The 18,706-nt window shown below is 46.5% G+C and carries 14 protein-coding genes and 1 riboswitch; of the genes, 12 read left to right on the top strand and 2 right to left on the bottom strand.

Annotated features, from left to right (window positions below):
• Window positions 1–35: 35 nt before the first annotated feature.
• Window positions 36–2,348 (bottom strand): 5-methyltetrahydropteroyltriglutamate--homocysteine S-methyltransferase, encoded by a 2,313-nt coding sequence (gene metE, locus ABD960_RS20795; protein WP_345334410.1) that lies wholly within the window; start codon window positions 2,346–2,348, stop codon window positions 36–38.
• Between the two features lie 174 nt (window positions 2,349–2,522).
• A riboswitch (cobalamin riboswitch) is annotated at window positions 2,523–2,708 on the bottom strand.
• A gap of 249 nt (window positions 2,709–2,957) precedes the next feature.
• On the opposite strand from metE, the gene ABD960_RS20790 reads away from it, so the two are divergent.
• From ABD960_RS20790 to ABD960_RS20735, 12 genes are all read left to right on the top strand, one after another.
• Entirely contained in the window at window positions 2,958–3,527 is a 570-nt protein-coding gene (locus ABD960_RS20790) for an RNA polymerase sigma factor (RefSeq protein WP_345334408.1), read from the top strand.
• Window positions 3,528–3,608: 81 nt separating this feature from the next.
• Window positions 3,609–4,595 carry a FecR family protein gene (locus tag ABD960_RS20785; protein ID WP_345334406.1) on the top strand — a complete coding sequence of 329 codons (987 nt, stop codon included), beginning with the start codon at window positions 3,609–3,611 and terminating at the stop codon, window positions 4,593–4,595.
• A gap of 208 nt (window positions 4,596–4,803) precedes the next feature.
• Window positions 4,804–8,178 carry a SusC/RagA family TonB-linked outer membrane protein gene (locus ABD960_RS20780; protein WP_345334404.1) on the top strand — a complete coding sequence of 1,125 codons (3,375 nt, stop codon included), beginning with the start codon at window positions 4,804–4,806 and terminating at the stop codon, window positions 8,176–8,178.
• A 40-nt stretch (window positions 8,179–8,218) separates the two neighbouring features.
• A complete protein-coding gene (locus ABD960_RS20775; protein ID WP_345334402.1) occupies window positions 8,219–9,748 on the top strand; it encodes a SusD/RagB family nutrient-binding outer membrane lipoprotein in 1,530 nt (509 codons plus the stop codon).
• Window positions 9,749–9,872: 124 nt separating this feature from the next.
• Window positions 9,873–10,331 (top strand): RidA family protein, encoded by a 459-nt coding sequence (locus ABD960_RS20770; protein WP_345334400.1) that lies wholly within the window; start codon window positions 9,873–9,875, stop codon window positions 10,329–10,331.
• A 29-nt stretch (window positions 10,332–10,360) separates the two neighbouring features.
• On the top strand, window positions 10,361–11,569 hold the full coding sequence (locus ABD960_RS20765; protein ID WP_345334398.1) for an aminotransferase class V-fold PLP-dependent enzyme: 1,209 nt from the start codon (window positions 10,361–10,363) through the stop codon (window positions 11,567–11,569).
• A 42-nt stretch (window positions 11,570–11,611) separates the two neighbouring features.
• Window positions 11,612–12,850 carry an amidohydrolase/deacetylase family metallohydrolase gene (locus ABD960_RS20760; protein WP_345334396.1) on the top strand — a complete coding sequence of 413 codons (1,239 nt, stop codon included), beginning with the start codon at window positions 11,612–11,614 and terminating at the stop codon, window positions 12,848–12,850.
• A 23-nt stretch (window positions 12,851–12,873) separates the two neighbouring features.
• On the top strand, window positions 12,874–13,797 hold the full coding sequence (locus tag ABD960_RS20755) for an RraA family protein (protein ID WP_345334394.1): 924 nt from the start codon (window positions 12,874–12,876) through the stop codon (window positions 13,795–13,797).
• Window positions 13,798–13,936: 139 nt separating this feature from the next.
• On the top strand, window positions 13,937–14,269 hold the full coding sequence (locus ABD960_RS20750; RefSeq protein ID WP_345334392.1) for an ArsR/SmtB family transcription factor: 333 nt from the start codon (window positions 13,937–13,939) through the stop codon (window positions 14,267–14,269).
• Window positions 14,266–14,763, top strand: coding sequence for an SRPBCC family protein (locus tag ABD960_RS20745; RefSeq protein ID WP_345334390.1), 498 nt, complete (start codon window positions 14,266–14,268; stop codon window positions 14,761–14,763). Before ABD960_RS20750 ends, ABD960_RS20745 begins: the two co-directional genes overlap by 4 nt.
• A gap of 3 nt (window positions 14,764–14,766) precedes the next feature.
• Window positions 14,767–15,657, top strand: a complete 891-nt coding sequence (locus tag ABD960_RS20740; protein ID WP_345334388.1) for an SRPBCC family protein — start codon at window positions 14,767–14,769, stop codon at window positions 15,655–15,657.
• The gene (locus ABD960_RS20735) at window positions 15,654–16,040 is read left to right on the top strand and encodes a DoxX family protein (RefSeq protein ID WP_345334386.1); all 387 of its coding nucleotides are present in this window, start codon (window positions 15,654–15,656) and stop codon (window positions 16,038–16,040) included. Before ABD960_RS20740 ends, ABD960_RS20735 begins: the two co-directional genes overlap by 4 nt.
• 71 nt (window positions 16,041–16,111) lie before the next feature.
• Here ABD960_RS20735 and ABD960_RS20730 read toward each other — a convergent pair whose 3' ends face one another.
• Window positions 16,112–18,643 carry an ATP-dependent Clp protease ATP-binding subunit gene (locus tag ABD960_RS20730; RefSeq protein ID WP_345334384.1) on the bottom strand — a complete coding sequence of 844 codons (2,532 nt, stop codon included), beginning with the start codon at window positions 18,641–18,643 and terminating at the stop codon, window positions 16,112–16,114.
• Between the last annotated feature and the right edge of the window lie 63 nt (window positions 18,644–18,706).

Raw genomic sequence — 18,706 nt, 5'->3', positions numbered from 1 at the left:
ACAAAACGGGCAGGAAGTACCTGCCCGTTTGATATTTAAATTGTTGCTTCAGCTTTTATGCTTTGCCTTGCCTGCTGCGCGGCCGCTACCATGTTTTGCAACGCCACTTTAGTTTCGGGCCATTTGCGCGTTTTAAGGCCGCAATCCGGGTTTACCCAAAGGTTACGGGCGGGTAGCAGTTCAGCTGCTTTTTCAAGCAGGGCCACCATCTCGGCTGTGGTAGGTACGCGCGGCGAGTGGATATCATAAACACCCGGCCCAATCTCATTAGGGTATTTAAAGTTGGCGAATGCCTCCAGCAATTCCATTTGCGAGCGCGATGTTTCAATGGTGATCACATCGGCATCCATAGCAGCTATATGTTCAATAATATCATTAAACTCGCTGTAGCACATGTGCGTATGTATCTGTGTTTCATCAGTAACGCCACTTGCTGAGATGCGAAAGGCCTTTACAGCCCAGTTAAGGTAAGCTGCCCGGTTAGCCTTGCGCAGCGGTAAGCCTTCGCGAATGGCGGGCTCATCTATCTGTATAATGCCGATGCCGTTTTGCTCAAGGGCAACCACCTCATCACGTATGGCCAGGGCTATCTGGTTGGCGGTAACCTCGCGCGGCTGGTCATCCCGCACAAACGACCATTGCAGTATAGTCACCGGCCCGGTAAGCATCCCTTTCATCAGCTTATCAGTTTGGGCTGCAGCAAAGCGGCTCCACCTAACCGTCATATCGCGCGGGCGCAAAACATCGCCATAAATTACAGGCGGCTTTACGCAGCGGCTGCCATAACTTTGCACCCAGCCGTTTTTGGTAAAAGCAAAGCCGTCCAGTTGCTCGCCGAAGTATTCAACCATATCGTTACGTTCAAACTCGCCATGTACCAGTACGTCAATACCAATTTCTTCCTGCCAGCGTATGGCATCTATGGTGGCTTGCTCAATAGCCTTTTCATAATCAGCGGCGCTTAGCTCGCGCTTTTTAAATTTAGCCCGCAGCTGGCGTATATCTTCAGTTTGCGGGAACGAGCCAATGGTAGTTGTAGGGAAGGCCGGGAGTTTAAAACGCTGCTGCTGTATTTGCTGCCTGTTGGCAAAGCCGCTTACACGTTTATCGTCGGCTTCGGTCAGTTCAGCGATACGTTGTTTAACGGCTACTTTGTGCACCCGTGTTGATAATTTGCGTGCCTCGATAGATTGTTGATTGGCTTGCAGATATTGCTGATCATCAGTACCAGTAGCTATGGCTTTAAGCTCTTTTATCTCGTTCAGCTTCTGCCTGGCAAAACTCATCCAGTTTTTAAGACCGTAATCAAGTTCTGTTTCCAGGCCGAGATCAACCGGACTATGCAGCAGTGAACATGATGGCGCTATCATAACACGCCCGGCACCGATAGCAGCTTTCGCTTTTTCTATCAATTCCAACGACGCTTTATAATCATTCTTCCAGATGTTACGGCCATCAATTACACCTAACGACAGGCTCAGGCTTTCAGGCAGTTGTGCCAACACGTCATTCAATTGTTGCGGCGCGCGTACCAGGTCAATATGCAGGGCGGCAACCGGCAGATTTACGGCAAGCGAGGTATTATCATGCAGGGCATCAAAATAAGTAGCTACTAAAATATTTACACCGTTAACACGATTGCTTATCAATTTATAGGCATATTCAAAGGCTTCCTTCTCTTTTTGCGACAGATCAAGCGCCAGTACAGGTTCATCTATCTGTATCCATTCTGCGCCTTGTTGCTTTAAGCGATTGATGATGTCGACATAGACAGGTACCAGTTTCTTTATCAGGTCGATACGTTCAAAGCGGCTGCCTTTTTCTTTGCCCAATAACAGGTAAGTTACCGGGCCAATCAATACGGGTTTGGCATTGTTGCCCAGGTATTGGCGGGCTTGCTGGTACTCGGCAAATGGTTTTTCAGAGAATATACGGAATTCCTGCACCTGGGTAAACTCGGGTACCAGGTAATGGTAATTGGTATCAAACCACTTGGTCATTTCCAGTGCCGTAATATCCAATCCGTTTTGCTGATAGCCGCGGGCCATGGCAAAATACAAGTCAGTTTCGGTATTAGTTTTAACTTCGGTAAGCACTGGGGCAAAGCGCTCGGGTATTACCCCCAACAGCAGGCTCATATCCAGCACCTGGTCGTAAAAACTGAAATCGTTACAAGGTATCAGGTTAATACCCGCATCCAGTTGTGTTTGCCAGTTTTCTTCCTTAATTGCTTTTCCAACCTGGTTCAGTTCTTTCAGGTCGATTTTGCCTGCCCAGTAATTTTCGCAGGCTTTTTTGAGTTCACGGCGGCTACCAATGCGCGGGTAACCTAAGTTTTGCGTTAGCATTCTTTTAAAAAATTAATTAAATAAATCTGTTAAAAGCGCTTTAGCCTAAGCTTCGCAATGCGTTTGGGGTGGAGTAGAAAGACAGGCACGACGGTACATAGCAATCCCGTCAAAACAGAAGGTTAGCCTAACATGTACATCATACCTGATCAATTGCTTCATACCGCGAAAGCATTGTCAATTCGGTGGCAGGCAGGTCTCCTGGCTTGTAACATTTCTGCCGCTCTTCCCATTTATTAAAACAGTGAGCATTTGTTGGCAGAAACCTTTTGCGTTACTTACAGTTGCGCGACAGCCCGTGATTTGCACACGGTTCCCTATTAATTTAGCGTTTGTAAAACCCGCACCGGTTTGATGAAGAATAAGTAAAGAACTTGCAGGGGCTAAAATAGATAAAATATAATTATCAGGGTTTGCCCAGGTTTTTAAACGACACAACCGCAAATAAATCATTTGCGGCACACATAGCAACCACATAAAAAGACGGATTTTACCGCCGATTTTATATTTATTTAATGGATAAATAACATTTAAACAAATTAAATTTTGTTATGGAAGCTTTTTAATTATATTAGGAAGTCCGAAATCATGTAAAACCAATTAATTGTGATGAGAGGGTTTAAATTAAATCGCCACCGGAATTTAACCTTTGAGGAAGTATTTGAGCATTATAAGCTGCAGGTTTATAATCAGGTTTACGCTATAGCAAAGTCTGGTTACGCAGCCGAAGAAATTACCCAGGAGATATTCATCAAGCTTTGGACAAATGCCGAGGCCTTGAATGATGTAAAAAACCTGGGCGGTTACATTTATACCATTACACGTAACTATTCCCTTAATTATTTGCGTAAAGCTGCCAGCGATACCCGGCTGGTTAACGAGCTGATGCGCGTAGCCGTTGTTGATGATAACAATACAGAGGCTCGCCTTGCGGTTTCTGAATGCAGGCAATTGATATCGCGCGCTGTAGGCCGGCTATCGCCACAACGCCAGTTGGTTTATAAACTATGTAAAGAGGACGGCATGACGTATGACGAAATTGCCGCGCAGCTCAACCTCTCAAAACATACGGTAAAAAACCACCTGATGGCCGCCCTTAGCTTTATAAATACATACCTTACCAAAAATGGTGTCCACTCGGCCATGGTGCTGCTGTTTTGCTGCATTTATAACCAATAGCACTACAAACAAATTTTATTTTACTTTTTATTAGTCTGATAGCTGATTTACTGTGTCTTTAGTATATCAATCAGTTATTAAATGGATCAAAGTCAGCGTAAATCAGAACTTCTTAAAAAGTACATGGGCAATACGTGTACACGCGGGGAGTTTGATGAATTGTTTGAAATGCTAAGGCAGGCAGACAATTTTGATGATTTTGACCTTGCCTTTAAAAACCATTGGGATAAAGCATCACAGGTGGCCACGCCCAAAGCGGCAAATCTGGGTGGCATCCGGCAAAACGTTGTAATGCGCCTGTGGAGCATGCGCAGGGGGCGCGTACGCGTTAAATACGCAACTGCCATTTTATTGATATGCGGCGCGGCGCTGTTTTTATTTAACCGTTACCAAAAGCCCGAGGCGCCGGTTTACCAAACCGCACAAACTTCAGCAGCCAAAACAAAAGTAGTATTATTGGCTGATGGCACCCGCGTTACATTGAATGCCAACAGCAGCTTACGCTATCCCGATAATTTCAATGCCGATAAACGCGAAGTGTACCTGACGGGTGAAGCTTATTTTGAAGTATTTCATGATGCAGAAAAACCATTTGTAATTCACTCCGGCAAGTTGCTTACCCATGTTTTGGGCACAACCTTTACGGTTAGCGCTTATCCGCAGGCGGCATCCCCGTTAAATGTAACCGTACTAACCGGCAAGGTAGCCGTAAAGCATCAGCAGGCCAATGCCCTTGCGGTGCTTACCCGGGGCGAATCAGCAACCATGAGTTACGGCAAAACACGGTTTGAACTGACCAAACTCAAAAATCCCGAAGACGCCATTGCCTGGATTGATGATAAATTGATTTTTGAAAACACCGATCTGAAGCAGGTTGCCGCCGTTTTGAGTAACAAGTACGGCGTCAGCATCATTATAAATGATAAAAAGCTGGCCGACCAGCGCATAACCGCCATTTTTCAGGGTCAAAGCCTGCAAGGCATCTTAAAAGCCGTTACCAAAATAACGCATACCAATTATACCACCGTTAACAACAATACCTATACAATAAGCACCAATAAACAGTAACATACTTAACCCCAAAAAAGAAGGAGAGAAATTATAGATAAAATCACGACATAAAAAAAGGTTGAATGTGGTACCAGCACATCCAACCCCTGGGCATGTTGCCCCAAATTCATAGCCAAACCCTGTAAAGGGCATTTCATCACTATAAATTTTGATCAAATATATGACAAATAAATCATTGTCCTCTCATTTGATATGCAAAGCATTTATGCGGCTAACACTAATTTGTACCATCATTTCTGTTTGCTTTACATACGCGTCAGCCAAAAAACTTTCCGCGCAGGATTTGAACACCCGTATATCGCTGCACGTAACCAATATGCCGGTTAAGGATGTGCTGCGCCGGATAAACAAAGAAACCAAAATCAGCTTTGCCTTCAGCAATACTATTGTAACCACCCAACAGGTAAGCGTTGATGCCCGCAACGAGCAACTGGGCGCTGTTTTAAAAAGAATGCTAAGCCCTATCGGGATGGATTATTCCATATCAGGCAATGTGGTTTTAATTGATAAAAAGAGTCCTGTTGCCGATGAACCCGCTCCGGCAGAGAGCAACACCATACCTGCACCGGTAAAAATTAGCGGCACCGTGGTTGACGATGCCAGGCAGCCGCTGATAGGCGTAAGCGTAATGATAAAAGGCAGCAACAATGGCACCGTAACCAATGCAGACGGCCGCTATACCATTACCGCGCCGGACGATAACAGCATCCTGGTATTCTCGTACATGGGTTTTATTACCCAGGAGATAAACGTTAACGGCCGCAGTACGATTGACGTGCAGCTGGCTGAAAATAAAAAAGAACTGAACGAGGTGGTGGTAACCGCTCTTGGTATCTCTAAGCAAAAGAAAGCACTGGCCTACGCCGTAACCGAGGTTAAGGGTGACGAATTTACCCAGGCACGCGAGAATAACGTAGCCAACGCTTTAACCGGTAAAGTGGCCGGTGTTAACGCCACAGGCCTATCAACCGGGCCGGGCGGATCGAGCAGGGTATTGATACGCGGTAATGGCTCCCTGTCAGGCAGCAATCAGCCATTATATGTGGTAAACGGTATGCCTATTGACAACACGGTACCGGGCGGTAGCGCCTCTACCAATGCGGGCGGGGGCAACGTTGACCGTGGTGATGGTATTGCGGGCATTAACCCGGATGATATTGAATCCATGAGCGTATTAAAAGGTGGTACCGCCGCCGCGCTTTATGGCGCGAGGGCTGCCAACGGCGTTATTTTGATCACCACCAAAAAAGGCCGTGCTGGTAAAGGTATCGGTGTGGAGTATAACTCAACCTTCACGGCGGAGAGCCCGTCCGTATTCCCTGACTGGCAGTATGAGTATGGCCAAGGCGATGGCGGTGTAAAACCGATGACACAGGCCGCCGCCATACAAACCGGCCGCCGCTCGTTCGGTGCGCGTATTGACGGCTCAACGTATGTAGGTTTTGACGGACTTGAGCATGCTTACACGGCACAAAAGGATAACATCAAAAACTTTTACCGTACAGGTACCAACTTAACCAATACGGTTGCTTTTACCGGCGGTACCGAGGCGGTAACCTATCGCTTCTCCATGTCTGACCTGGATAGTAAAAGCATTTTGCCGAACAGCGATTTTAACCGTAAAACAGGAAACCTTAACGTAAGCGGTAAGCTGGGTACAAAATTGAGCTTTGAAGCTTCGGCACAGTATAATATTGAGAATGCCAAAAACCGTGCGAGCGCAGGTGACGCATTGGGTAACCCTAACTGGACGCCTTACATGATTGCCAATACCGCCGACATCCGCTGGCTTGACCCGGGTTATGATGCCAACGGCAACGAAATTCCGTGGAATGATGCATCCATCGCCTCAAACAGCTACTTTGTAGTGAACAAGTATCAGCAAAAGGATACTAAGAACCGCTTTATCGGCCAGGCCGGAGTAACTTATCAGTTCCTTAAAAGCTTGTCTATAAAGGGTGTGGTAAGCCGCGACTTTTATAATTACAACTATAAGTACATCATCCCGACAGGCACTTTATATGTACTCAATGGCCAGTATAATGAGTTGAAAGCAGATGCATCAGAAACCAACGCATTGGTAACGCTAAATTATAATACCCAGGTGAAGGACTTCGGCATTTCCGCCTTTGTCGGTGCAAACCAGCAGCGCTCGGTTTACAATCAAGTAAATATTGTAGGCGCAAACTATATTATTCCATACTTCTATAGCCCACTTAATTTATCGACAATATCTACCACACCAACTAATTACAAAACCGCCATCAACTCCTTAATGGGATCGGCCGATTTGAGTTACAAAAACTTTGCTTACCTGACCTTTACCGGCCGGCAGGATTGGTTTTCAACGCTTAGTCCGCAAAACAACAGTATCTTCTACCCTTCAGTAGGCGGCAGTTTTGTACTGTCCGAAGCATTTAAAATGCCGCAGTCAATCACTTATGCCAAGGTGCGTGCATCATGGGCGCAGGTAGGCGGCGGCGCGCCCGGGCCATATGCTATAAATCAAGCGTTTTTAATGGTGCCGAGTTCTGGGCAGCCGCTGCAAAACGTATCAAGCACCGTGATGACCAACAGAAACCTGCGGCCATACACCTCAACTACTACCGAGGCCGGTGTGGAAGCACGGTTTTTAAATAACCGAATAGGTTTCGATCTGACAGTATATAATCGTAAAACAACTGATGATATCGTAGAAGTTGCCATATCGGGCACATCAAGTTATAATGCTGTTATACTTAACGTAGGTGAGTTAAGCAATAAAGGTATTGAGGGTTTGGTGAACGGCACGCCGGTAAAAACCAACAATTTTACCTGGAGCGCCAGCTATAACGTAGCCTATAATAAAAATGAGGTTTTAAAACTCGCGGCCGGTTTAAATCAGATCCAGATGGCATCATCGGTAAACGGCTGGGGCTACATCAACAATATTGTTGGCCAGCCTTTTGGCAGCATTGTGGGTACCCGTATGCAGCGCGATGCCGCGGGCAATGTGGTATTTAATGCAACTACCGGCTTGCCTGTTGCTACCCCACTGCAAACCTTAGGTAATGGCGTTGCGCCGTTAACCATGGGCTTAACCAATGATTTTAAATACAAGAGGTTTAGCCTGAATGTATTGGTTGATGGCAAGTTTGGCAACAAGATACTATCGCTGATGGAAATTTACGGTACTCGCTTGGGCCTGATGAAAAGTACTTTACCTGGCCGTGACGGTGGCTTAACTGTAAGCGGTGTTGACCAAGCCGGTAATTCATACTCGCGTACAGTGCCTGTAGCCGATCTGCGTACTTATTATGATAACTATAAATCATATTCCGAACTCTTTTTGCACGATGCCAGCTTTGTTAAACTGCGCCAGGTTATACTAAGCTACAACATTCCTGTCGATAAGCTGAAGTTTGCCAAACTACAGGGAGCAAGCATTGCCTTTGTAGCCCGCAACCTGTTAACGCTGTATAGCCAGACCGATAATTTTGACCCGGAATCAAGCTTTACCAATGACCGGGCACAGGGTTTTGAGTCGTTCGGTTTGCCGCGTACCCGCAGTTTCGGTTTAAACCTGATGGTTAAGTTTTAATTAGGCATTGATCCATTAATAATTAAAAGGACAATTTGAGATGAAAAGAAACTTAAAAAAATATATAGCGCTACTTACAGTTGGCATATTGGGTTTGCAGGCGTGCGATAAGGGTTTTGAGGAGATGAACACCAACCCTAACACATCACCTAACCCTACTCCGGCATTTGTGTTCACCAAATCAGTACTTGACGGTGCGGGCGATGTGCTTAACCTTTTACAAGGCACCATGCAGTACACTACCAGCTATAATGACGTGGCAGGCTTTGGAGCCAAGTATGTACTGAGCCAAAGCCAGCAATCGTGGACGGTATTCAACAACGCTTACCCGAAGGAAATAAATGAGATAACCCAGGTAATAACCGCTTTAGGGAGCGATGCCGCCCTGTCAAACCAATTGCAATGCGCACGTATATGGCGGGCCTATTGCTTTAGCCGCATTACGGATTTGTATGGCGATGTGCCCTACAGCCAGGCTGGTAAGGGCTATACGGATGATTTATATATGCCGGTTTACGATGAACAAAAAAACATCTACGCCGACATGTTGAAGGAGCTTGATGAGGCTGCCACTGCAATTAATACTACAGGTGCAGGCTTCGGCGCTGCCGACCTTATTTACAAAGGCAATATGGCTCAGTGGAAAAAGTTTTCCTACTCGTTAATGCTGCGTTTGGCCATGCGCATGACCAAGGTTGACATTGCCGCTGCCGAAACCTGGGCCAAAAAGGCTATTGCCGGTGGCGTGATACTGGATGATGCCGATGTTGCCAAGGTTACCGGTTACGTATTAACCGGGCAGGATATCAACAAAAACCCGCTCGCGTTGAATTTGTATAACTCCGATTATATTGCGGCTAACGGTAACAGTAACCCGGAAGGTGGAAAATTCCAAGATGTTTTCATTAACTTCCTGAAAACTAATAACGATCCGCGCCTGGGTGTGCTTTCGGTTGTATGGAATGGTACAACTCCCGATACTATATCAGCCATACAAAAAGGCATGTCGGCCATGTTGGGCACCAAACCGGCTGACTTTGTAACCTACTCGGAGCCTAACCCGGCAACCATATTACAATTTAATAGCCCGTACTTACTACTCACCAATGCCGAAACTAACTTTTTGTTGGCCGAGGCCGCTTTGCGCGGGTGGTACACAGGTGCATCGGCAAGTGTGGCTTACGAGAATGGCATAAGCGCCGCCATGAGGCAGTGGGCGCAGTTTGGTACCGGCGCGGGTAATATATCTGACAATCAGATACAAACTTACATCCGTTACCATAAGCTGAATACTGCCGGTACTGTTGATGCGCAGTTAGAGCAGATATACACCCAGTTTTGGGTGGGCGTTTACCCTAATGCTACCGAAACCTGGAATACCTACAGGCGCACCGGCTATCCTAAGCTTACCCCTAATAATTATGTGGGCAATGCTACCGGAGGTAAAATATTCAGGCGGTTTTTATACCCGGCAACGGAGCAAAATTTAAACGGAACCAACTACAGAGCAGCTATTGCCCGCCAGGGCCCGGATGAGTTTCTGACCCGCATGTGGTGGGATCGTCCATAACAAATAAAAAGAATTTGGTTAGTTAAGTGGCGAATAGTCCCGCCGGTTTAATGATTTGCCGGCGGGCTATTCATTCTTTAACTTAGTCATATTCAACATAAAGGAAAAACAAACAATTAATACAATGGAAAGAAGATCGATCGTAAAAAAAATGTTGGCATCAGTAGCCGGTTTATCTGTTTTTGGCTTAGCTAAGGCAGCCCCGGTACAGGCGGCGGAAGAGAAGGAAGTAAACAATGTTACCATGCAGGATGATGTCCCGCTGTTTTCAGGCTCAACCAAACTGGGTAACATGATCTTTATAGCCGGTAAAGGCGCGCACACCGCACCGTTTGAAATTAAAGCCCACACCGAGATCGTGCTGAAAGAACTGGAGCAGGAGCTGAAAAAAGCGGGCTCATCAATGGAGAAAGTGCTGAAGGTGAATGTTTATCTGAACGATATTGCCGATTATAAGGGCATGAACGAGGTATACAAAGGCCGTTTCGGTAAAAAACCTCCGGTGCGTACCACAGTAGCTGTTGCCAAAGGCGGCGTACCCGGCGACTCGCTGGTTGAGATGGACTGCATTGCCTATGTATGATCGGTTAAAACCACCATTAAACTTTGATAATGAAACGTAGAAACGTTATAAAAAGCCTGTCAATGCTCCCCTTTGCGGGGGCGCTGACAGCTAAAGCAGCAAGCGCTGTTACCCCTGAAGCAACTACGGCACCTAAACGCGATTTTTTTAAAGAGCTTGGCGTTACCCCGGTGATAAACGCGTCGGTTACCATGACCTTTCTTTCAGGCTCGCTGATGCTGCCGGAGGTATTGGAGGCCATCAACTCCACCTCGTATGATTTTGCCAATCTTTATGAATTACAGGATAAAGTCGGTGCTAAAATTGCCGAAATGCTGCACTGCGAAGCGGCGATGGTAACATCAGGCGCGGCATGTGCCATGGTACTGGGCACAGCCGCCTGCATTACAGGTACCGATGAGCAAAAGATAAAAATGCTGCCCAACCTACCAGGCCCACGCCCCGAGGTAATCATGCAAAAATCGCACAGGTATTTGTTTGATCAGGCGGTGCTTACCACCGGCGCCAAAATTATTGAAGTTGAAGGTGCTGCCGCTATGGCTGCCGCTATAAACAGCAACACGGTAATGGCTTTGTTTTTTAACGCGGCCGGCAAAAGCAGCATTACCCACGAGGAGTTTTTAAAGGTAGCCAAGGCCAAAAATATCCCAACCTTTCTGGATGCAGCGGCAGATGTACCGCCTGTTGAAAACCTGTTCAAGTTTCAAAAGATGGGGTTTGACCTGGTAACCTTCTCTGGTGGTAAAATGATCCGCGGACCGCAAAGTGCCGGGTTGTTGTTTGGCCGTAAGGATCTGATAGCCGCGGCGCGTTTGAACCATAGTCCGCATGAGGCACCGATAGGCAGACCGATGAAGGTGAATAAAGAAGAAATGTTTGGTATGTATGCCGCTTTGAAGGCTTACCTGGAGCGTGACCATAAAAAGGAATGGGCCGACTGGGAACAGCGTACCAAGACCATCGGCACTAAACTGGAAACCGTACCGACTGTGAAAACCCGCATGGTGGTTGATCCGGGACCGGCAAACGCCTTCCCTAGCTTGTTTGTGAACTGGGATCGGGCTAAAATAAAAACCACCCCTAAACAGGTAGTCGCGGCATTAAAAAGCGGTACCCCAAGCATAGTGGCCAATGAGCGGGATGACTCGCTGATTGTTGGCGTAGTACTGTTACGTCCTGACCAGATAGATATCGTAGCTAACCGGGTTAAAGCTATTTTACAACAAGCATCAGCCTAACATCAAGCATCTTACGGAATTGCTTATTTGATACATTATACCATGAAAAAGATACTTGTTTTAATACTGACGGCGCTATGTTTGGGCAATGCGGTATCGGCACAAACCTATAGCATACTGATAAAGGACGGCCACGTTATCGACCCTAAGAATAACATTGACGAGGTAATGGATGTAGCCATTGCTGACGGCAAAATTGTTAAGGTAGCTAAAAACATCAGCGGTACTGCCAAACAAACGGTTGATGCGAAAGGCCTTTACGTTACACCCGGACTGATCGATATTCACTCGCATAATTTTTTTGGCACCGCGCCCGACCATCAGTATGAGAACGGCAACCTGGCCCTGCCGCCGGATGGCTTTACCTTTCGTAATGGTGTAACTACCGTGGTTGATGCAGGCAGTTCGGGCTGGCGTACTTTTACTACGTTTAAGGAGCAAACCATTGATCAATCGCAAACCCGGGTACTGGCTTTTTTGAACATTGTTGGCGAGGGAATGCGCGGTGGATACGAGCAGAATTTGAATGATATGGACACCCGCATGTCGGCATTAATGGCTAAACGGTTTAAAAACTACATTGTAGGCTTTAAAGTAGCGCATTATGAGGGGCACGACTGGTCGCCGGTTGACCGTGCCGTGGCCGCAGGCAAAGAGGCCGGTAATATACCTGTAATGATAGACTTTGGCGGAAGCCAACCGCCATTACCCATTGAAGAATTGTTTATGCAGCACCTGCGCCCCGGCGATATTTTTACACATTGCTTTGCGCAGATAAACGGCCGGGAATATATTGTTGATCAGCAAACGCAAAAGGTAAAGCCCTTTGTATTGGAGGCCCGCAAGCGCGGTATTTATTTTGATGTGGGTTATGGCGGCATCAGCTTTGCATTTTCGCAGGCCATACCGGCGGCAAAGGAGGGCTTTTTTCCGAGCTCTATCAGTACCGATATTCATACCGGCAGCATGAACAATGCCATGAAGGATATGTTGACAACCATGTCGAAATTCCTGGCTTTGGGTATGGATCTGAAAAGCGTGATCAAGGCTTCAACCTCAAACCCCGCTATGGAAATAAAACACGAGGAATTAGGCAACCTAAGCGTTGGCGCCGAGGCTGATGTGGCGGTATTAAACATCCGCAAAGGCAAATTCGGTTTGTTTGATTACACCGGCCGCAAGGTTGAAACGGATAAAAAACTGGAGTGCGAACTGACCATACGCGCAGGCAAAATAGTGTACGATCTGAATGGCATTGCCAATCCTATCGCAATCCGTTAATTTGTTAGCTGAAGTTTATTTGTATGAGATTTAAGAAGATTGCCATTGGTTTAAGCGTATTGTTAGGTTGGTTTGCTGATGCCAATGCCCAGACCATCACCCGCGACGAACTGATATTTTACACCTCGGAATGGAAAGGCGAACGTTTTAAGGATGGCCGCCCCAAAATACCTGACGCGCTGATAGAACGTGCCAAAAACATAGGCATTGAAGAAGCCTGGACGGTTTTACGCAACGAGGGTTACAACAACCAGTTTGAGCGTGGCTGGAAAACGGTTAACGACAAACCGGTGGTCGGCCGCGCGGTAACGGCCATGTTTATGCCTGCAAGGCCCGATATTGAAAAGAACATTAAAGAACGCGGTAATAAGCAGGGCCGAAAAGGCAACACCAACGCCTGGCCTATTGATGTGCTTACCACCGGCGATGTGTATGTGGCCGATGGTTTTGGCAAAGTGAAAGACGGTACGCTGATTGGCGATAACCTGGGCAACTCTATCTTCAAAAAATCAGGTAACGGGGTTATTTTTGACGGTGGTGCCCGCGACTTACAAGGGCTGGCCAAAATAGATGGATTTAATGCTTTTGTTCGCGATTTTGATCCATCCTACCTGGCCGAGTCGGTGTTGATGGGGTTGAATACACCTATCCGCATAGGGCAGGCTATTGTGTTGCCCGGCGACTTGGTGATCTCAGAACGGGAGGGCGTATTGTTTATCCCCGCTCATCTGGCCGAAAAGGTAATTATCACCGCTGAATTTATTGGCTTGCGCGATAAGTTTGGGCAAGAAATGCTCAAAGCAGGCACTTACACCACAGGCGAAATTGATAGTCAATGGACAGCACAAATAAAAGACGCCTTTATCAAATGGCTCGAAAAGCATCCCGAAGAAATGAAAATGACCCGTGCGCAGTTAGACCAGTTTATGGAAAAACGTACCTGGTAGTTTAACATACTATTTATTAAAGCCCTGTTGTTATGCCAACGGGGCTTTGTTGTTTAAAAGCGTCTATTAAAAAGTAAAATAAATTTGCGCAAGCATTTAATTGCGTATATATTAGCAAGCAAATACTTGCATATTATTTATGGATGCCAGACGTGATGTTTTCCAGGCCATTGCCGACCCTACCCGCCGTGCCATTTTAGGCATGGTAGCTAATCAACCCCAAAATGTAAACGCCCTTGCCGAAAAGTTTGACGTAAGCAGGCAGGCGGTATCATTACATGTTAAAATACTGCACGAGTGCGGCTTGCTTACCATAAGGCAAAAGGGACGCGAACGTTACTGCGAGGGCCGGTTTGATAAGTTAAGCGAAGTGGCCGAATGGATAGAGCAATACCGTAAATTCTGGAATAGCAGGCTTGATTCGCTCGAACAATATCTTAACCAAATACAAACTAAAACCGATAAACCATGACACAAACTACAAATCAGTCACTTGTTTTAAGGCGTACACTTAACGCGCCTATCCGGATGGTGTTCAATGCCTGGACAGACCGGGAAGCACTCGCCCAATGGTGGGGGCCACAAGGTTCAACCGTAACCGTTAAGGAATTTAACCTTACGCCGGGCGGCTTGTTCCATTACCATTTAAATTCGCAGCATGGCGAGATGTGGGGATTGTTCAAATTCAGTGAGATAAACGAACCAGACAAACTGGTGTTTGTAAGCTCATTTTCTGACGAGGACGGCAATCTTACCCGCGGCCCTTTTTTCCCTAACTGGCCATTAGAAGTGCTGAATGTGCTCACCCTTGAGGAATCGGAAGGCAAAACCTTACTTACCTTAACCGCCGCGCCCATTAACGCTACTGATGATGAAACAAAAGTGTTTACCGATCTGCATCAATCCATGCAGCAAGGTTATGCGGGCACATTTGTTCAACTGGAAAATTATCTCTCAAAACAATAGATCATGCAAAACGAGAAGAACACCATCACCAGTACGCGCGAGTTCAATTATCAGCGCGAGCAGGTATATAATGCCTTTGCTAATCCGGAATACATAGCGCAATGGTGGGGGCCGAATGGCTTTACCAATACCATCCACACATTTGACCTTAAACCCGGCGGCGACTGGACACTGACTATGCACAGCCCGGATGGACAGGATTTTTACAACGTGAGCAAGTTTGAGCAGGTAATAGCGCCGGAGCTTATTGTGTACAAACACCTCGACCCGGTACACGTATTTACAGGGTCGCTGGCGTTCGGTTATTCATCAGGCAAAACGAGGGTTGTGTTTACAATGACTTTTGAAAGCGATGAGGAATACTATAAAGTAAAGGATTTTGTTATACCAGCCAACGAGCAGAATTTTGACCGTCTGGAAAAAGTATTAAGCACCATGCCTGCCAACCGCGAGCTGATTTTTAGCCGGTTGCTGAATGCCCCGCGTGAACTAGTTTTTGATGTATGGACAAAGCCGGAACACATCATCAACTGGTGGGGGCCAAATGGCTTTACCAATACTATCGACTACATGGATGCCGGTGAAGGCGGTAGCTGGAAATATACAATGCACGGACCCGACGGACGCGATTACCCTAACTTTATAAAATATACCGAGGTAGTAAAGCCCGAAAAAATCCGCTACCTTCATGGTGAGCATGAGGGGGACAACGGCCAGTTTGAGGGATCGGTAACTTTAGAGGAGGCTGGCATTAACCAAACGCGGCTCACTATGCGACTGCTGTTTCATAGCGCTGAGGAACTTGAATATGTGGTAGGTGAATTTGGCGCTGCTGATGGTGGCAACCAAACGCTGAACAAGTTAACCAATTACATAAATCAACTCGTATCATGAAAAAAGAGAACCTGATTTACTGGATATTCACCATACTATTGGTGGCATCCATGTTGTTTTCGGCCATTGGAGGCTTTAAGCCTACACCCGAAGCAAACGCTATGATGAAGCACATTGGCTTTGGGGCGCACGTGCTGCCCCTACTGAGTGTACTTAAGGTTTTAGGCTGTATAGCATTATTAGTACCGGGCTTTGTAAGGCTTAAAGAATGGGCCTACGCCGGTTTTACTTTTGATCTGATTGGCGCGGTATATTCCTTCATTGCCGTAGGCGATCCGGTAATAATGTGGGCGCCTATCCTGTTAGGCTTCGTATTCATCGCCATGTCATACATCTATTGGCATAAAAAGTTGAAGCTTCAAGCCGCGCAATCCCTCAGATAACAAACCACTGATAGTAAAATAAAAAAGCCCGCTGATTTTGTCAGCGGGCTTTATGTTTATGTGAATGAAACTTATTTCGATTCCTCTTCGGTAGTTTTACCTTCACTTTTCTTGTCAATGATCTTGATCTGATCGGCTTCCTTATCGTAATCCACCTGCATCACATCACCATCATTAAGTTCGCCTTTCAAAATTTCCTCTGCAATCGGGTCTTCCAGGTATTTCTGAATAGCGCGTTTAAGCGGGCGGGCACCAAATTGTGAATCGTAACCTTTCTCAGCTATAAACTCTTTAGCGCTATCAGTAAGCTCAATTTTGTAACCCAAGCTATTTACACGGCCAAACAGGTGAGCAAGCTCGATATCGATGATCTTGAATATCTCCTCTTTACCCAAGGCGTTAAACACGATCACATCATCAATCCGGTTCAGGAACTCCGGCGCAAAAGCACGTTTCAATGCGTTTTCAATCACACCTCTTGAATGCGCTTCAGCTTGTGATGTTTTGGCAGCTGTAGTGAAACCTACACCTTGGCCAAAATCCTTTAACTGGCGTGCGCCAATGTTCGAGGTCATGATGATGATGGTATTCCTGAAGTCAACCTTACGGCCTAACGAGTCAGTCAACTGCCCTTCGTCCAACACCTGTAACAGAATGTTGAATACGTCAGGGTGAGCTTTTTCAATCTCGTCAAGCAATACCACCGCGTATGGTTTACGGCGTACCTTCTCGGTTAACTGTCCGCCTTCTTCGTAACCCACATAGCCCGGAGGCGCTCCAACTAAACGTGATACCGCGAATTTCTCCATGTACTCGCTCATATCAATCTGTATCAGCGCGTCTTCAGTATCAAACATAAAGCGGGCAAGCTCTTTGGCTAATTCCGTTTTGCCTACACCTGTTGGACCGAGGAAGATGAATGAACCAATCGGCTTTTTTGGATCCTTTAAACCCGCGCGAGTACGTTGTATCGCACGTGTCAGTTTCTTGATCGCGTCTTCCTGACCAATAATTTTACCTGAGATAGTATTGCTCATGGCAAGCAGCTTAGCGCTGTCAGCCTGGCCAACCTTTTGTACCGGTATACCGGTCATCATGGCTACCACCTCGGCAACATTATCTTCGCTTACGGTGTAGCGTTTTGATTTTGTTTCGGCTTCCCAAACTGATTTTGCCTGATCAAGTTCTTCCAGCAGGTGCTTTTCGGTATCACGAAGCTTGGCAGCTTCCTCATACTTCTGGCTACGAACTACTTTATTTTTTTCGATCTTGATCTGCTCTATCTTCTGCTCAATATCCAGTATGTTTTGCGGTACGTGAATATTGGTTAAGTGCACACGTGAACCAGCTTCATCAAGCGCGTCAATCGCCTTGTCAGGTAAAAACCTGTCGGTTATGTAGCGGGTGGTCAGGTTAACGCAAGCTTCAATAGCTTCCGGCGTATAGGTCACACCGTGATGCTCCTCATATTTCTCCTTAATGCGGTTTAGTATCTCTACAGTTTCGTCTGGGGTAGCAGGTTCAACCATTACTTTTTGGAAACGGCGATCCAAAGCCCCATCCTTTTCAATGTACTGGCGATACTCGTCTAACGTTGTAGCGCCAATGCATTGTATCTCGCCCCTGGCTAAAGCCGGTTTAAACATGTTCGATGCATCCAGTGAGCCTGAAGCGCCGCCGGCACCTACAATGGTGTGGATCTCATCAATGAACAGGATCACGTCCGGAGATTTTTCCAGTTCGTTCATCACGGCTTTCATACGCTCCTCAAACTGGCCGCGGTATTTGGTACCTGCCACCAGTGATGCCAGGTCAAGCGTAACCACGCGTTTGTTGAACAATACCCGCGATACCTTGCGCTGAACAATACGCAGTGCCAAACCCTCGGCTATGGCTGATTTACCAACACCCGGTTCGCCAATCAAAATAGGGTTGTTCTTTTTACGGCGAGACAGGATTTGCGATACACGCTCGATCTCCTTTTCCCGGCCAACAATCGGGTCAAGACGGCCTTCTTCGGCAGCTTTGGTCAAATCACGGCCAAAGTTGTCAAGCACCGGTGTTTTTGATTTGATGTCTGACACCTTCTTTGGCTGGCTAAATGATTCTTCTTCCTTAAAGTCGTCATCGCCACCTGTTGACGAGCCCGGCATCTCGTCGGTTATGTCATTTTTGTGCGATTCAACCGCCGCTTTAAATACCTCGTAGTTCACATTGAATTGCGATAGTATCTGTGAGGCAATGTTATCCTCATCGCGAAGGATTGACAGCAGCAGGTGCTCAGTGCCTATCACATCGCTTTTAAATATTTTTGCTTCGAGGTAAGTGATCTTCAATACCTTTTCGGCTTGTTTGGTCAGCGGTATGCTGCCAATGTTTACGTTAGTTCCGGTTGTTCCTTTTACGGCATCCTCAACAGCACGGCGCAGTTTAGCGGTATCAACGCTGAAACCCTTTAGCAATTTTATTGCTACACCGTCACCATCGCGAATTAAACCCAACAAAAGATGTTCGGTACCTATATAATCATGCCCAAGGCGGATGGCCTCTTCCCTGCTATATTGTATCACATCCTTAACGCGTGGCGAAAATTTAGCTTCCATATATACCTTTCTTATGTGTGAACGTCCTTACCTCTCAATTCGCATCAATCGTTAAAGACGTGA

The sequence above is a fragment of the Mucilaginibacter defluvii genome, from assembly GCF_039543225.1.
GTDB lineage: Bacteria > Bacteroidota > Bacteroidia > Sphingobacteriales > Sphingobacteriaceae > Mucilaginibacter > Mucilaginibacter defluvii.
The sequence above is the reverse complement of the archived record's forward strand: the minus strand, read 5'-3'. Positions and strand labels throughout refer to the sequence as shown.